Below are 15,703 nucleotides of genomic sequence, written 5' to 3' on the forward strand. Positions count from 1 at the left end.
GCCAAAAATAATAAATGAGATTATCATAAAGTCAAACATAATAATTATAATTAACTATGCATATTACTTGCCCAAATTGCCAAACAAGATTTATTGTGACAAGCAATCAAATAGGTATTAACGGACGACGAGTAAAATGTTCCAAATGTAGCCATTTGTGGTATCAAAAATTAGACTATAATAATAGTACATTAAATGACTTTAAAGATAAAGTAAACACGGGAACTATTAAAACTCCTATTAAAAATCATTACAATGCTAATGTGCCGGTTATTTTACCGTATATTCCTAATAAGAAAAAATATAATATATTTCCAATATTATGGACTAGCTTTATAATTTTTTGTTTAGTGATATTACTAATAGATAGCTTTAAATTCTTAGGTAAATATGATCAATTAAAGATAGAAGAAATTAATTTAGGTAAATCTCGTCATATAGGCGGTATGAAGATATTTTATAAATTATCTAATGAGTCTGATTATTTAATTTCCGATCCTATAATCAAAGTGAGAGTAATAGATACTAATAATCAAGCTTTAGATGAATATGTATCAATTACAAAACTACAAACAAAAATCCCTGCAAAACAAGCAATATATCTAGAAATGAATATTGAAGGGATCCCTATTACAGCAAAATATATTGATATTGTTATAGGTAATAGATTAGGACTTTTATTTAAGTGAGGATGTTGTTGCATAGCCCCTATGTCATTCCCACGTAGGCGGAAATCCAGAAAAACATATAAAAACTTGTTTTTATATGTTTATTTTTATTAAATATGTAATCTATATTAAGATTGTCTTGTCCCTACCTTTGCAGGAATGACATACTAAACGTTCATACAATAGAGAGTCAAGCCACACTATAACACCTAACGCATTTTTGACCTACGCAACGATGCCATGTGGGGAATGACATAGGGGCTATGCAACAACATCACTTAAAAATAAAAATACCCATAAGCCGAAGCTTATGGGTATTACTAAAGATATAATAATTTTTTCGTGTATTAGGAAACACCACAAGTTGAGCTATTAGTATCACTTGATACCATATTAACAATATCTGGAGCTTTAAATAATATAATGATTGCAGTCACTACCACTAAAGCTACTTCCCACTGCAATTTTCCTCTTAATGTTTGAATTCCCAGAACAATTATACCGACAACAGCTATACCTTTTGCAGTATTGCCTCTGAACACTTTAATTAACTTACATAATGCATTACCTACAGGATCGTCGGCACTACCTAAGCTATCAAAAGCTACCATAATAATAGCCACGCCTAGAATAGTAAATAATATGCGTAATGATAGATTATAATCGATTAATTCTTCGTTTAATTTACGAATAGGAAAGTTCATATGTTTTACCTCAATAAAATAATTAGCATTTAAAAAATAATGTATAATTTATTTATATATAAATCAACTCCTAAATATATGCAAATTTAATTAATATGCAAAAATATTTTAAAAATACTTATTTTAAGTAATATTATAATCACATATAGTATAATTTAACTTCCAAATATATAAACAAACGTAAATAAAAATAACCAAACCACATCTACAAAATGCCAATACCATGCAGCACATTCAAACCCTAAATATCCATTACCTTCTGTAGTAAAATCTCCTCTTTTTGCTCTAAAGTAGCAAATTATTAGAAATATAGTACCTATAATTACATGAGCTCCATGAAAACCCGTGGCTAAATAAAAATTAGAAGCATATATACCATCTGTAAATTTAAACGCCGCATGGTAATATTCATATGCCTGCATAGTTGTAAAAAATATTCCAAGCAATATGGTAAGCGCAAGTGCAGTTACACAATCTTTTTGATTTTTTTCTTCTAAGGCGTAGTGAGCCCAAGTAATGGTAGTGCCTGATAAGAGTAGTATTAAAGTATTGATAAAAGGAATATCAAACGGCTCAAAAGTTTTAATTGTAGGTGGAGGCCAAATGCCCTGCTTTACAACCCATACACCGTCTAAAAGACCTACGGGTGATAGACGTGATTTAAAAAAAGAAGCAAAAAATACACCAAAAAATACTATTTCCGTTAAGATAAATAACGCCATACCTATTTGTAAACCTTTTCTAACAGGACTAGTATGCTGATGTTCGACTATTCCTTCTTTCACTATATCTCTCCACCAAGAATATAAACAGTAACCTACTGAAATAATCCCTGCAGATAAAATATATATATTAAACTTGTAGCTATGCATGAACGAGACGCCGCCTATAACCAAAAGAAGTAAAGCAAAAGATGTTAGGACGGGCCAAGGGCTTGGGTCTACTATATGGAATAAGTGCGATTTAGTAATAGAATATGAATTATTTAAAATTATCTTTTGACTCATATTGTTATTTTATATTTCCTAATTATCACCAATAACAAACTACAAAAGTAATCTGCTATTCGCATGAGTGAAAATAAATATAAATTATTATTGATGTAAAAGCAAATGCTAGAAGCAGATTATATAGAAAATATACCCAGTAACTCAGAATTACATTATTGATTATCAATGACAACTAAAATCTCTTGGCTCTTTACATTACTCAACTAATATATAGACCGCTAATAATGTTTAAGCTCCATTGTTGCAAGACCAATCTGTCAAAACTTAATATTAAGTTATGCCAGGGGTCTATTATTATAAGTGAGTAAAATCATGAAGTATAATGGAGGTTGTTGTCCTACAGCAACGGAGCTTAACCCCTGGTACCTTTATTTATTAATTCTAAAAAATACAAATGCAAAAAATAAAGAACAAATTTAAAAAAGTTTTTCTTTGCATCACCATTTCTAATAATATTATTAATGTTTTTTTATTATCTTCTTAATATCTTAGAAGTAAAATATTTCTAGATTTTTTAACTAATTAAGTTGTTAACTCTAAATTTTCTTACTTAAAATTATAGAGATACGACAAATTATCTTCACTATTTTACTAGTTATTTCTGCAAATATTGCCTCAGTACTATCATTCATTATAGCAATATTTTTATGTTCAATTTCATCAAGTCGAAATTTAATAATATTATTTAATAATTCTGGCTCAACATTTTTATTTTCTAAATAATTTATTTGCTGTTCATAATGTTTTTCTATTACTTCTTCTACACTCTCGGTAATAAGCATCGCCGTTTTTATTCCCATCAAGGAAGATAAAGCACCAAGTAAAAATCCGTAATGATGCCAAAAAAATAATAAAAACGTGGGTCTTATTTCTTTTTCCAGTAATTTTTTTTCAAAATAATTTAAATGCACTTCTTCGTGGTCAAGCATTTCTTTAATCAATATATGATCATTTTGAGATTTAATATATTTTAGCTGTCCTTGATAAATTCTTTTTGCACCATATTCTCCGGCATGATTAACTCTAATTATCTCGTGAATTTGTTTGTCAGGGTCAGAAAAATCAGGTCTAGGCATAATGTATACTTGTTTAATTTGAAAAATTGGCTACGTCATATTATAAGAGCTACGGTGCTCACGTATTAAGTATACGCTCCGCTCCTCGCCTTATAGTCTCCTTGCTCTTTTCCAAATTAAACTTCGTCTACTCTTCATTTACTTTGGAGTATACTTTGGAATAAATCGAAACTAGCAGGATTTAACTTATAATCCACTTCTGCCTGTTGTAGCACTTTTAAAGTCTTTAGACATTCAGTGAGGCTAAAACCGTTTGCTATCTTCGTAAAATCATTAATATTCTGATAGAAAATCGGTGGTGATAATGATTTTATTGCGAGTTCCAAACTCTCACCGTTTTTTACTTTCGACAACACTATATATAAATTTAAATAATGCCTTATTAATGCTCTAATAATTAAAACTTCATTGATATTTTGTTTTTTTAATATATCAAGCTCTTGCAGAAAATTACTATAATCTTTTTTTGAAAAATACATTGCTAAATCACTGCCGTTTGCCGTAATTTCGCTACTTATAACTTCTAGAACGTCGTTTAAAGTAATTTCGCGTGCGTCGTGAACAAAATATATTAATTTATTTATTTCGCTACAAATTAAATCATGATCACCTTTTAAATGAGCTTTTAAATAAGTAATAGCTTCTTTACTTATAACTTTATTAGTTTTTGCTACTTTACCTAAAATAATTCGTTCAATTTTTGCTTCATCGTCATGATAACAAGCAACTGCCGCTAAATATTCTTCCGTTTCAAAAAACTTTCTAATGCTCCCACTAGAAGTTATTTCTTCACCTATAAATACAGGAAAATTTATATAATCCCTGTTTAGAATTATTTTTAAATTCTTATCGATTGAATTCCCAACCGATCTAATTTTAATTAATTCTTTTTGACCAAAAAAATTAGACGAATTAAGTAATATTGCTAAAGATGAAATATTAAGATCTGCGTATTCTATAGAAGTTTGTAGCATATTTAAGCTTTTTACTAAATGCTTACAAATTTTTTCTATATAACCTTTATCAGGACCATATAGTAAAAGAGCTCTAATCTTTCCGGATGTTATTAGTTCAAATAATCTACCTATTTGTGAAAAATAAAATTTCATAGCTTAACTATTTCCGTGTAAAATATAAAATTAATCTGCTACGAATTTCTTCTGCTGCTTGATATGCCAAGTCTATTCCTGTTTTATCTCTTTCAACATTTGTCGCATATGGTGTAAAAATAGCATTATATGACGTATTTTGGTAAAACTTCTCTTCAATTAAAACCTTTTGGCTTTCTATATCAATTAATTTATATCTAACTAATTGATTAATATATTCCCTTAAAACATTGGAGTTTTTTTCAATAGTAGCAGGCATAGTTGTTGCGATAAGCTTTACTTTAAGCAGGTATTTTGCTTGTACTTTCTGAGGTAAAATACTAGTTAAACGATGATAAAACTCAGCCCCTTCAATTGTTCGAATTGGTTCAACTTCAATAGCTTCTAAATCATTATTTCTACTGTATTTTTCACTATATACCGGTTTTAAATTACAACTGCTCATTAGAAAGAATATAATTATTACAAATAAAGAGCGCATATATTAGATTAAGATTGTTTTTTTATATTAATAACAGTTTATTTCGATTTTGTGAAAGAAAATATAATAATGAGCTTATTAATATTTATTATGTTGACATTAATAAGTGAGACTTGTATTCTGCACTTCAAAATTTTTAAGGTATTAGATGTTATTAAATAAACTTGTTCTAAATATTTCAATACAAATAAGAATAGCATTGGTAAAAATAAGAACATATTTTCCCATACTAAAAAAAGTAACTTTAACAAAATATAGCTTAACAGAAAATATTGAAACACGCAAAGTAAATACAGATGACGCTAAAACTGTAAAGGTTACAAAAGAGGATTTAGCAAAATCTTTTGAGTTATATGAAGAAAAATTGATAATATTAGCACAAACACTATCATCACAAACATCAATTAGTTATGATGCTTATAACCCTCAAACAGAGTATTACCCATTGATAGGAGAAGATGGAAATATCAAGTATATCCCTATCACTGAATTATAATTTTTTAAGCTAAATTTAATCGGTAAGTTTTACATACTTACCGTTTTTTATTAAAGAACTCTCTATATCTTCCTTGCAAATCTAATGCTCTATGTTAAATTTACAAGGAAGATGCTTGTCCGATAATTTACAAAATTTTTATACAAGCTCCATTATTGTATGCTTATTTTTTCCAATTATAGACATATCATCTTCTAAATATTTGTGTATATCTTCTGCCCAACCGTGCCATGGTTCTATATTTGGTCTATAATATCTCGTTCACAATTTTGCAATATTTCTAATATTTCTTTACTAGTATTATAATATGATGGAGTAAGACCTGAAGCATCTTTGATCATTACTAAATAAGGATTTTTTGCTAATAAAGCTTTGATAATCTCTTTGTTAGCAATTCCTGTAACTGCTGAATGTAACACTGTTGAATCGTTATAGATCATCTCTGTTACGTATTTAGCTAATTCTAATATTTTTTCAACTAATGTTTGTTCTTTATCCTCAACCGCATCATGTAAGATATACTTATTATTTTTATCAAATAGAAATGCTTTTAGTGCAGCTTCATCATTCTGCTTTGAATTTTCTTAAGAAGCTTCTTTTTTAGAAACATCCCTCTCTATATCATCATCTGAACGTGGTGATGTTAGTGAATCCTGAGTATTAGAGTTATTACTATTTTTTGTAAAAAACTTAAAAAAAGATGTTTTTTTATCGACCGTAGTATTTGTTCTTTAGTCATTGATTCTCCTAAAATATAAGATTATAAATTTAAGAATAATAACGCAACAAACCAAGTTGAATTATATATTACTTCATTGATTAAGAATTGTTAATTTATCACAATGTCATTAATTACTGAAGTTTTATATTTTCCATATCCCAATCATGAGAAATAGTATTATACTTTAATATATAAGGCTTAGTATCTATAGAATCTAGAGTTACATCAGCAATCATATCATCATGCGACGAGATAAGTTCATTATAACCGAAATTAGCATAATAAGGTTGATAATTTCTAAATCTAACCGTTATAAACTTCTCTTTAGTAATAGCAGGTAAGAATTTCACCAAATCATCAAGATTACTTAACGCTAAATCTTTCATCTCAAAAATTTGCAATCTATAAACATTTTTATAATCTTTAGTAAAAAACGTTGGTATAGAGCTAAAGCTACTACCGGATTGAACGGAAGCTATACTTAGAGCTTTAAGCGGAATACCTGATTTATTACTAAAATAATCATCGGCTTCAAAAAATACTGCACCGCCGAAATTTATCATTTTAGCGATTTTATTATTGTTCACATCATATAAATCTACTGCTTGTTCTAGCTTTTTTCCATCACGAAATATAGTAAGTTTAATAGCGATTCCTTTAAAATTATCCATTTCTCTATCAAATAATGCTAGATTGCCGCCGAGTTCCTTATCATTAACTGCCCAAATAATATCACCGGCTTTTAAAGATTTTTCGGCAGGTGATCCGGCTAGAACTGCCTTAACGCTTATCACTCTATTTCTACTATCAGGAAATTTCTTTATATATTTATCCATTTCTTCTTTAGGGAAATTGTGATGTCTCACTGCTTTATTTAAAGAATATAACTCGCTTATTATTCCTATATGTTTTCTGCCTGGTTGTTTATTATTCTTTAAACTTTCTAAAGTGCGAGCTACATAATCACCGTGCAGCGCTAGAGAATGAGTTTTACCGCCACCATATAATACTCCTATAGCCTCAATCTTATCGTTTAATACCGGTGAACCGCTAGCACCTCCTGTAGTATTTAAATTAATAACATAAGTACATTGCGGCATTAAACCTTCAATATTATAAAGATCAGACAAATAACCGGTATGGAAAGAAAAACCTTTTGCTTCTGTGTTACCGACTACAAAAACCTTTTGATTTAATTTTGGAAATTCGCTTGCAAAAGATATTTGCGTTGCTGATGCCGGTATATCTTTACTCTCTACTTTTAAAACGGCATAATCTTGCCAAATATCGTAATAGATAAGTTTTGCTTCTGCCTGCTCACCGTTATAAAAAGTAACAAAATAAGTTCCGATAGACGCACCGCCGACAACATGAGTATTAGTAATTATATAACCGTTGTTCTTATCGTTGATAAATCCTGTTCCAGTCCAACTACTTGTATCGTCATATGCCGATACGGCAATTCTAGTATCGATCGTTACGATTGCTTTCTTTGCTTTTTCAAATATAATAGTGCTTGGTTCGCTAGATGCTAAAACTATATTATTTAGGACAACTAAATTAATAATAAATAAAAGTTTTAGTAAAATCGGTAGTTTTTTCATTGTCACCTCTTGTAAAATCATTTAAGCCGCACTATATCAAATCACAAGTCATAATAAAATAAAAATAAAGAAAACGAGGAAACTTATGGGAAAAGTAATAGGTATCGACCTTGGGACTACCAACTCTTGTGTTGCGGTCATGGAAGGTAAAGAACCAAAGGTAATAGAAAATGCAGAAGGTGAAAGAACTACGCCGTCAATAATAGCTTTTGCAAACGGCGAAAAATTAGTCGGGCAATCTGCTAAGAGGCAAGCAGTAACTAACCCTCGCAATACTATATATGCGGTAAAGCGATTAATCGGTAGAAATTTTATCGATCCTATGGTCAGGAAAGACCAAGGTATTGTACCGTATAATATAGTTAAATCCGATAACGGGGATGCATGGGTCGAAGCGGATAATAATAAATATTCACCGAGTCAAATTAGTGCATTCATTTTACAAAAAATGAAAGAAACTGCTGAGAATTATTTAGGGGACAAAGTAACACAAGCAGTAATTACCGTACCTGCTTATTTTAATGATGCACAGCGTCAAGCAACAAAAGATGCCGGTAAAATAGCAGGTCTTGAGGTCCTGAGAATAATCAACGAGCCGACTGCTGCAGCTCTTGCTTACGGTTTCGAGAAATCGGCAAGTAAAACTATTGCAGTATACGATCTTGGCGGCGGAACATTCGATGTTTCAATTCTTGAGATCGCTGACGGTGTTTTTGAAGTGAAATCAACAAACGGCGATACATTCCTTGGCGGTGAAGATTTCGATACAAGAATATTAAACCATTTAATAGATGTATTCAAAAAAGAAAACGGTATAGATTTAAGTAAAGATCCTTTAGCACTTCAACGTTTGAAAGAAGCCGCGGAAAAAGCTAAGAAAGAGCTATCTTCTGCAGTAACTACCGATATTAATTTACCTTATATTACGGCTGATAGTAGCGGTCCAAAACACTTAAATATTAAATTTACTAGAGCTGAACTAGAAAAATTAGTAGATGATTTAATTGAAAAAACAATTGAGCCTTGCCGTAAAGCATTACAGGATGCAGGTTTTAAAGCTTCTGATATTCAAGAAGTAGTATTAGTAGGCGGTATGACTAGAATGCCGAAAGTACAAGAAGCCGTAAAAAAATTCTTCGGACGTGAGCCTCATAAAGGCGTAAATCCCGATGAGGTTGTAGCTCTCGGTGCTGCTATTCAAGGCGGAGTACTTAATAAAGAAGTAACGGATATATTATTATTAGACGTTACACCTCTATCCCTTGGCATTGAAACTCTTGGCGGCGTATTTACAAGATTAATCGATCGTAATACTACTATACCTACTAAGAAAAGTCAGGTATTCTCAACTGCTGATGATAACCAGCATGCCGTAACTATTAGAGTATTCCAAGGTGAACGTGAAATGGCAAAAGATAATAAATTACTTGGTCAGTTTAATCTCGAAGGTATACCTCCTGCACCAAGAGGTTTGCCGCAAATAGAAGTAACGTTTGACATTGATGCTAACGGAATAGTGCATGTTTCAGCTAAAGATAAAGCAAGCGGTAAAGAGCAGAAAGTAACTATTCAAGCTTCCGGTGGTCTTAGCGATGCAGAAATTGAACAAATGGTTAAAGATGCCGAACAAAATGCTGATGAAGACAAAAAGCGTAAGGAACTTATTGAAGCAAAAAATGCTGCCGATAGTTTAGTTTATTCTACTGAAAAAACTCTTACAGAATATGGCGATAAATTATCATCAGACGATAAAGGAGCTGTTGAAGAAGCACTAGCCGCTTTAAAAGCCGTGCTTGAGTCGGAAGATGCTGCTTTGATTAAAGAAAAGACCGAAAGTTTAACTGCAGCTAGCATGAAAATCGGTGAAGCGATGTATAAAGCACAAAGCGAGAGCCAACCTGCTGAAGAAAGTGCCGCTAATGATGAAAAAATAGTAGATGCCGACTTTCAAGATGTAGAGAAGAAGTAGAAGTAATTTCGTCATTGCGAGGAGCGAAGCGACGTGGCACTCTCGTTAAATATCCTGAGATTGCTTAGTCAAATTACTATGTAATTTTCCTCGTAATGACGTTACAATCTCATTTTATAAATTAAATTATGTCACAAAATTATTACCAAATACTAGGGGTTAGTAAAACAGCTAGCCAAGCTGACCTTAAAAAAGCCTACCTCAAGCTAGCCAAACAATATCACCCTGATACTACTGATGCTAAAGATGCTGAAAAGAAATTTAAAGAAATCAATGCCGCTTATGATGTTCTAAAAGATGAGCAAAAAAGAGCTGCTTATGACCGTTTGGGACACGATGCTTTTCAAAATCAACAATCACGAGGGGGAGGAGGAAATCATGGCGGTTTTCACCCTGATATTAACGACATATTCGGTGACTTCTTTAGCGACTTTATGGGAGGCAGCAGAAGATCATCACGCCCAACTTCAGCTAAAGTTAGAGGCTCAGATTTAAAATATAATCTGACAATTAACCTAGAGGAAGCATTTCACGGTATAGAAAAAAATATTAGCTTTGCTAGTGCAGTAAAATGCGATACTTGTCACGGTAACGGTGCTGAAAAAGGTGAAACCGTAACTACTTGCGATGCTTGCAGCGGTGTTGGAGCAACTAGAATGCAGCAAGGATTCTTTACGATCGAACAAGTTTGTCATAAATGCCAAGGTAACGGACACATTATAAAAAATCCTTGCAAGAAATGTCATGGCATGGGACGTTACCATAAACAACGAAATTTATCGGTAAACATTCCTGCCGGTGTTGAAAACGGTACTAGAATAAGACATACCGGAGAAGGGGAAGCAGGTATTAGAGGCGGTAATAGCGGTGATTTATACGTTGATATAACAATAAAACCACATGATATTTATAAAGTAGATGGAGCACATCTACATTGTAAACTACCTATTAGTTTTGTGAATGCTGCTCTTGGAGGAGAGATAGAAGTACCGGTAATTGAAGGCGGAAAAGTAAACTTAACAATTCCTGCAGGCACACAAAACGGGGATCAATTAAGGCTACGCAGCAAAGGTATGTCTAAAATGAGATCAACTATTAGGGGTGATATGCTTACGCATATTCATGTCGAAGTACCTAAAAATTTATCTAAAAGACAACGTGAATTACTAGAAGAATTCAAAAAAGAATCCATAAATGAAAAAGAAAATGACGGCAGCTTTTTTAATAAAATGAAAAGTCTGTGGTCGTAAATTTTATTTACCTTTCCTATAGAAATGAAACCTCCAATATTATAAAATTTATAAAATATTATTTGCATAATATTACCGGAGGTTTTTATGCCTTATAAAAATAATAACTATTTACCTGATTCAGTTAAAAATCATCTTCCGAGCCATGCTAAGGATATTTATCGCGAAGCTTTTAATCATGGCATTTGAACCATATAAGGATGCCGATAAAAGACGTGGAAATGACTCTAGAGAGACAGTTGCACATAAAGTAGCATGGTCGGCCGTAGAAAAAAATAACATAAAAATGATAAAGGACATTGGGTAGAGAAATAAGTCCAAGAATATAGACCTATTCAGAAACTCTACTTCTAGGGGTAATTTGTACGTCGATCCGGTACTCGAATCCTTACGTACAAGTGTACGCTGCGGTTCTGCGTTCTGTGTTTCCCTCAAATGCCTCCTTATAAACGAGTTTCTGAATAGGTCTAATTTATAAGTTTGTGAGATTTTAAATTGAATCCTTGAAATTCTGTAAGCCTATATGTATATTTAGTTATTAACTGAATTTAAGTTCTTATGAAATTAACAAAATTATTGAGTACCCTTTTAGTTATAGGGTTAGTTTTAGGCGGGTGCAAAAACAAAAAAAACAGTGATGACATAGTAGTCCCTATCCCTACCCTTTATAATGAAGGTATTACCTTATTGGAAAAGAAAAAATATAAGAAAGCTGCAGAAGAATTCGGAAGAATATTTTACCAGCATCCAGGTAATGAAATGACACCGCAAGCCGAAGTGATGCAGGCTTATTCTTTATTTCTCGCCGCTCAATATGAAGAAGCAGTTGATGTGCTTGATATGTTCATTAATTTGCACCCTGCAAATGTTGACATTGCTTATGCATATTACCTTAAAGCATTATCATATTATATGTTAATTTCAGACGTAAATCATGATCAATCTAGAACTTTCCTAGCTAAAGATAGTTTTGAAGACGTAATAGCAAAATTCCCAAATACTAAATATGCTATTGATTCATCTTTAAAAATTGACCTAGTAAACGATCATTTAGCAGGTAAAGAGATGATGGTAGGTCGGTTTTACTTAAAGAAAAAGAATCCGATGGCAGCTATAAATAGATTTGAAGAGGTAATTGATAATTATCAAACTACTTCTCACTCGGTAGAAGCTCTTTACCGTTTAGCCGAGAGTTATATGATGCTCGGACTTCCGGATGAAGCAAAAAAATATGCCTCAGTGCTAGGTTACAACTATCCTGAGAGTCAATGGTATAGTTATGCGTACAGGCTAGTTCAGAACCACCAAAATTAAGCGGCATATGTTCTACAGTCTCTCAGTTAAAAACTTCATTCTGATAGACGAGCTGGAAATTGAGTTTAATAAAGGTTTATGTGTTATTACCGGTGAAACGGGAGCCGGTAAATCTATTTTACTTGATGCTATTTTATTTTGCTTAGGTTATAAAACTTTAAATAATATAATAAAGCGTGGAAAAGATTACGCTGTTGTTAATATAATATTCTCTTTAAATGAAGAAATAAAAAATTTTCTGATTCAAAATTTTATTGAACCTGAAGAGTTATTGTTTGTAAAGTGTCTGCAAAAAGCCGAAGGACGAAAAAATTTTTTCATTAATAATCAAGTGGTTACTAAAGCTCTTATGCAGCAATTAGCTACTTATTTATTCGAGCTTCATGGACAAAATAATAATATTTCTCTTCTAGAAGCAAATACGCAGCGCGATATTTTAGATAGTTATGGAAATCTTTTGGACTTTCGAGCGGAACTTTCCAAATGCTATCAGACTTGGCAAAATACTCGGAAAGAAATGGCCGAAATAACACTTAAGCAAAATGCTATAGAACAAGAAATTGATTATTTGAGCTTTGCAACGGAAGAATTAACTAAACTGAACATTCAAACAGGTGAAGAAGAAAAATTAGCCAATCTACGAAAAGATTTACAAAATAAAGATAAGGATTTACAGCTAATAAAAGATATTCTAGAACAGATTAATAACCCTGAAATAAATACATCGATTAATAGAGCAGCGAAATTATTAGCAAGGCAAGGCAACAATGAGCGTTTTGAAGCTATCGTTACAAGTTTAGAGGAAGCCTATAATAATCTAGAAGAAGCACGCCAAGAATTATCAAATCTGTTAGATAGTTTCAATTATGAGGAATATAATCTTGAAGAAACAGAAGAAAGATTATTTTTAATAAAAGCTATTAGCCGTAAATATAATGTTCCTGCTGATGCGTTAGGTGCATTTTTAGATAAATCTTTAGAGCAACTCAATATATTAAAAAACAAAATAGCAAATAGTAATGAGTTGAAAGCTCAAGAAGTACTAATGCAGAAAAAATATTATGAACTAGCGAGTAATTTATCTGCAAAGCGTCTTATTGTTGCAAAACATCTAGAAGAATCATTGCATCAGGAGCTAAAGCAGCTTAAAATGGCGAAAGCAATTTTTGAGATTGAGATAAATGCTAAAGAACCAACAGCTGACGGTAATGACGATATTGTGTTTAAAGCGTCTACTAACCCGGGGACGGCAGCTGCAGCAATTAATAAAATCGCTTCCGGCGGTGAATTATCAAGATTCATGTTAGCTTTAAAAACTTCTTTGTTTGATAAAATGGTAAAACCATCTATTATATTTGATGAAATAGATGTCGGGATTGGCGGAGAGGTCGCAGATAAAGTAGGTGAGCGATTAAAAAAACTTAGTAGCGTTACTCAAGTAATAGTTATTACGCACCAACCGCAAGTAGCAGGTAAAGCGGATTTGCATATAAAAATCGAGAAAACACAGCTAGAGGAAGAAACGAAAGTAACGGTAAAAGCTTTAAATTTATCTGAAAGACAGGAGGAACTCGCCCGCATGATTTCAGGTAAAACAATCACCAAAGCAAGTTTAAAAGCAGCAAAAGAGTTGTTGCATTTGTAATAGGCACTAGCGGTACGGTTTTTATGTCATCCCTGCGAAAACGAGAATCCAGTAAAACCTATAAAAAAGTTTTACTGGATTCTCGTTTTCGCAGGGATGACATAATAGGGAACATATGAACAACAAATATACAAAATTAGAAAACGAATTTGCAACCATCTCACATTTTAATAATATCTTGAGCATATTATACTGGGATGTTGCCGTAAATATGCCTATGGGTTCAGGTGAGAGTAGGACAAACGAAATAGTAACTTTAACGTCGCTAGTTCATTCTATGCTCAAATCTCCTATTCTAAAGGAGCTACTTAGCAAGGCAAAAGAAGAATCAAAGAACCTTGATGAATGGCAGAATGGTAATATTAGAGAGATTGAGAGAAAAGTAACAGGTGCAAATTGTATTGACGAGCAGCTACAAAAGAAATTGGTAGCAGCTACTACTAAAGCCGCACTTGTTTGGCGAGAAGCAAGAAAACATAACGACTATAATTTATTTAAATCACACTTACAAAAAGTCTTAGATTATACGAAAGAAGTTGCTAAAGTACGAGCAGATGCTTTTAATTGCGGATTATACGACTCATTAATAGATATGTTTGATCCAAGCAGAAAAAGTAGCGAGATCAAACAAGTTTTTTCAGTACTAAAAAAAACTTCCACAGCTCATAAATAAAGTTTTAGAAAAACAGAAAACCGAGAAAGAACTAGTACAACACAGCAAACTAGCTCCTGAAATGCAAAAGCGTATCGGAAAACGCATTATGGGAATTATGCAGTTTGATCTAACAAAAGGACGATTAGACGAATCGACTCATCCTTTTTGTGGTGGAACGCCAAACGATATACGTTTAACTACTAGGTATGATAAAGATAATTTCATAAGCGGTTTAATTGGAATTATTCACGAAACAGGACATGCTTTATATGAACAGAATCTACCGGAAATATATAAAGGGTAGCCGGTTGAGCTTGCTAAAGGTATGGCCTTCCATGAAAGCCAATCTTTATTTATGGAAATGCAAGTAGGTAGATCAAGAGAATTTACCGAATTTTTAGCTAAATTACTTAGAGACGAATTTGCTTTTAAAAGCGAAGAATATTCAGCGGCAAGTTTATATAGAAAAATTACAAGAGTTACGCCTGATTTTATAAGAGTAGATGCAGATGAAGTAACTTATCCGATGCATGTAATATTACGTTTTGAGATAGAGGAAATGCTTATCAATGGCGACTTGAATCTCAATGAGTTACCAAACTGTTGGGATAGTAAGATGCAGGAATATTTAGGCGTTAAACCGGTAAGTTTTAGTAACGGCTGTCTTCAAGATATTCATTGGTCACACGGAAATTTCGGTTACTTTCCCGCCTATACAAACGGTGCAATTATCGCATCAATGGTGATGAAAAAAGTAAAAGAGATGCATTCAAATATAAAAGATGATATATTAAAGGGTGATTTTAGTAATCTAAATAATTATCTAAATAAGAATTTTAGAAATCTCGGTTCGTTAAAAAATTCAGCCGATTTATTAAAAAGTGCTAGCGGTGAGGAAAAAATTAGCCCTGAGGTGTATATAAGATATTTAGAAGGGAAGTATTTATAGTAATAAAATCGTTATTGCGAGGAAATTACGAAGTAATTGACGAAGCAATCTC

At 32.2% G+C, this 15,703-nt stretch carries 14 protein-coding genes and 3 pseudogenes; 9 read left to right on the forward strand and 8 right to left on the reverse strand.

The features are described from left to right. Positions 1 to 56 precede the first annotated feature (56 nt). Positions 57 to 689, forward strand: coding sequence for an MJ0042-type zinc finger domain-containing protein (locus GCO76_RS03700; RefSeq protein ID WP_103897663.1), 633 nt, complete (start codon positions 57 to 59; stop codon positions 687 to 689). 326 nt (positions 690 to 1,015) lie between these two features. Here the strand turns inward: GCO76_RS03700 and GCO76_RS03705 are convergent, their stop codons facing one another. The 5 genes from GCO76_RS03705 to GCO76_RS03725 form a co-directional block, all read right to left on the reverse strand. Continuing rightward, entirely contained in the window at positions 1,016 to 1,372 is a 357-nt protein-coding gene (locus tag GCO76_RS03705; protein WP_410956203.1) for a TrbC/VirB2 family type IV secretion system protein, read from the reverse strand. Between the two features lie 155 nt (positions 1,373 to 1,527). Next, positions 1,528 to 2,379, reverse strand: a complete 852-nt coding sequence (locus GCO76_RS03710; RefSeq protein WP_410956204.1) for a cytochrome c oxidase subunit 3 — start codon at positions 2,377 to 2,379, stop codon at positions 1,528 to 1,530. Positions 2,380 to 2,918: 539 nt separating this feature from the next. After that, the gene (locus tag GCO76_RS03715; protein ID WP_014013946.1) at positions 2,919 to 3,458 is read right to left on the reverse strand and encodes a demethoxyubiquinone hydroxylase family protein; all 540 of its coding nucleotides are present in this window, start codon (positions 3,456 to 3,458) and stop codon (positions 2,919 to 2,921) included. Positions 3,459 to 3,592: 134 nt separating this feature from the next. After that, the gene (holA, locus tag GCO76_RS03720; RefSeq protein WP_410956205.1) at positions 3,593 to 4,567 is read right to left on the reverse strand and encodes a DNA polymerase III subunit delta; all 975 of its coding nucleotides are present in this window, start codon (positions 4,565 to 4,567) and stop codon (positions 3,593 to 3,595) included. Between the two features lie 7 nt (positions 4,568 to 4,574). Next, complete coding sequence (locus tag GCO76_RS03725; RefSeq protein WP_410956206.1) at positions 4,575 to 5,048, reverse strand: hypothetical protein; 474 nt, start codon at positions 5,046 to 5,048, stop codon at positions 4,575 to 4,577. Between the two features lie 148 nt (positions 5,049 to 5,196). On the opposite strand from GCO76_RS03725, the gene GCO76_RS03730 reads away from it, so the two are divergent. Beyond that, a complete protein-coding gene (locus GCO76_RS03730; protein WP_410956207.1) occupies positions 5,197 to 5,544 on the forward strand; it encodes a hypothetical protein in 348 nt (115 codons plus the stop codon). 138 nt (positions 5,545 to 5,682) lie between these two features. Here the strand turns inward: GCO76_RS03730 and GCO76_RS03735 are convergent. Together GCO76_RS03735 and GCO76_RS03740 are read right to left on the reverse strand one after the other, a co-directional pair. Next, a pseudogene (locus tag GCO76_RS03735) lies at positions 5,683 to 5,963 on the reverse strand (hypothetical protein). 433 nt (positions 5,964 to 6,396) lie between these two features. After that, complete coding sequence (locus GCO76_RS03740) at positions 6,397 to 7,890, reverse strand: S1C family serine protease (protein WP_410956208.1); 1,494 nt, start codon at positions 7,888 to 7,890, stop codon at positions 6,397 to 6,399. 64 nt (positions 7,891 to 7,954) lie between these two features. Here GCO76_RS03740 and dnaK point away from each other — a divergent pair, with 64 nt between their 5' ends. The 4 genes from dnaK (at position 7,955) to GCO76_RS03760 (ending at position 11,395) form a co-directional block, all read left to right on the forward strand. Beyond that, positions 7,955 to 9,838, forward strand: coding sequence for a molecular chaperone DnaK (dnaK, locus tag GCO76_RS03745; protein ID WP_410956209.1), 1,884 nt, complete (start codon positions 7,955 to 7,957; stop codon positions 9,836 to 9,838). Positions 9,839 to 9,966: 128 nt separating this feature from the next. After that, positions 9,967 to 11,088 (forward strand): molecular chaperone DnaJ, encoded by a 1,122-nt coding sequence (dnaJ, locus tag GCO76_RS03750; RefSeq protein WP_410956210.1) that lies wholly within the window; start codon positions 9,967 to 9,969, stop codon positions 11,086 to 11,088. An 87-nt stretch (positions 11,089 to 11,175) separates the two neighbouring features. After that, on the forward strand, positions 11,176 to 11,277 hold the full coding sequence (locus GCO76_RS03755; RefSeq protein WP_410956211.1) for a ChaB family protein: 102 nt from the start codon (positions 11,176 to 11,178) through the stop codon (positions 11,275 to 11,277). Continuing rightward, on the forward strand, positions 11,267 to 11,395 hold the full coding sequence (locus tag GCO76_RS03760; protein ID WP_410956212.1) for a cation transport regulator ChaB: 129 nt from the start codon (positions 11,267 to 11,269) through the stop codon (positions 11,393 to 11,395). Before GCO76_RS03755 ends, GCO76_RS03760 begins: the two co-directional genes overlap by 11 nt. Before the next feature lie 17 nt (positions 11,396 to 11,412). Here GCO76_RS03760 and GCO76_RS03765 read toward each other — a convergent pair. Further along, positions 11,413 to 11,533, reverse strand: a pseudogene (locus GCO76_RS03765) (palindromic element RPE1 domain-containing protein); the annotation flags it as partial. 113 nt (positions 11,534 to 11,646) lie between these two features. Here GCO76_RS03765 and GCO76_RS03770 point away from each other — a divergent pair. The 3 genes and pseudogenes from GCO76_RS03770 to GCO76_RS03780 all read left to right on the forward strand — a co-directional run bounded on the left by GCO76_RS03770 (position 11,647) and on the right by GCO76_RS03780 (position 15,651). Then, the gene (locus GCO76_RS03770) at positions 11,647 to 12,402 is read left to right on the forward strand and encodes an outer membrane protein assembly factor BamD (protein WP_103897653.1); all 756 of its coding nucleotides are present in this window, start codon (positions 11,647 to 11,649) and stop codon (positions 12,400 to 12,402) included. A 7-nt stretch (positions 12,403 to 12,409) separates the two neighbouring features. After that, positions 12,410 to 14,047 (forward strand): DNA repair protein RecN, encoded by a 1,638-nt coding sequence (gene recN, locus GCO76_RS03775; RefSeq protein WP_410956213.1) that lies wholly within the window; start codon positions 12,410 to 12,412, stop codon positions 14,045 to 14,047. A gap of 115 nt (positions 14,048 to 14,162) precedes the next feature. Continuing rightward, positions 14,163 to 15,651: pseudogene (locus tag GCO76_RS03780) on the forward strand (carboxypeptidase M32). Positions 15,652 to 15,703 lie beyond the last annotated feature (52 nt).

Origin of the sequence: Rickettsia koreansis, assembly GCF_046532895.1 — a bacterium.
Classification (GTDB): domain Bacteria; phylum Pseudomonadota; class Alphaproteobacteria; order Rickettsiales; family Rickettsiaceae; genus Rickettsia; species Rickettsia rickettsii.

Coding starts and splice junctions, on each gene's coding strand:
- GCO76_RS03700 (WP_103897663.1), top strand. CDS start 57: ATGCATATTACTTGCCCAAATTGCCAAACAAGATTTATTGTGACAAGC.
- GCO76_RS03705 (WP_410956203.1), bottom strand. CDS start 1,372: ATGAACTTTCCTATTCGTAAATTAAACGAAGAATTAATCGATTATAAT.
- GCO76_RS03710 (WP_410956204.1), bottom strand. CDS start 2,379: ATGAGTCAAAAGATAATTTTAAATAATTCATATTCTATTACTAAATCG.
- GCO76_RS03715 (WP_014013946.1), bottom strand. CDS start 3,458: ATGCCTAGACCTGATTTTTCTGACCCTGACAAACAAATTCACGAGATA.
- holA (WP_410956205.1), bottom strand. CDS start 4,567: ATGAAATTTTATTTTTCACAAATAGGTAGATTATTTGAACTAATAACA.
- GCO76_RS03725 (WP_410956206.1), bottom strand. CDS start 5,048: ATGCGCTCTTTATTTGTAATAATTATATTCTTTCTAATGAGCAGTTGT.
- GCO76_RS03730 (WP_410956207.1), top strand. CDS start 5,197: ATGTTATTAAATAAACTTGTTCTAAATATTTCAATACAAATAAGAATA.
- GCO76_RS03740 (WP_410956208.1), bottom strand. CDS start 7,890: ATGATTTTACAAGAGGTGACAATGAAAAAACTACCGATTTTACTAAAA.
- dnaK (WP_410956209.1), top strand. CDS start 7,955: ATGGGAAAAGTAATAGGTATCGACCTTGGGACTACCAACTCTTGTGTT.
- dnaJ (WP_410956210.1), top strand. CDS start 9,967: ATGTCACAAAATTATTACCAAATACTAGGGGTTAGTAAAACAGCTAGC.
- GCO76_RS03755 (WP_410956211.1), top strand. CDS start 11,176: ATGCCTTATAAAAATAATAACTATTTACCTGATTCAGTTAAAAATCAT.
- GCO76_RS03760 (WP_410956212.1), top strand. CDS start 11,267: ATGGCATTTGAACCATATAAGGATGCCGATAAAAGACGTGGAAATGAC.
- GCO76_RS03770 (WP_103897653.1), top strand. CDS start 11,647: ATGAAATTAACAAAATTATTGAGTACCCTTTTAGTTATAGGGTTAGTT.
- recN (WP_410956213.1), top strand. CDS start 12,410: ATGTTCTACAGTCTCTCAGTTAAAAACTTCATTCTGATAGACGAGCTG.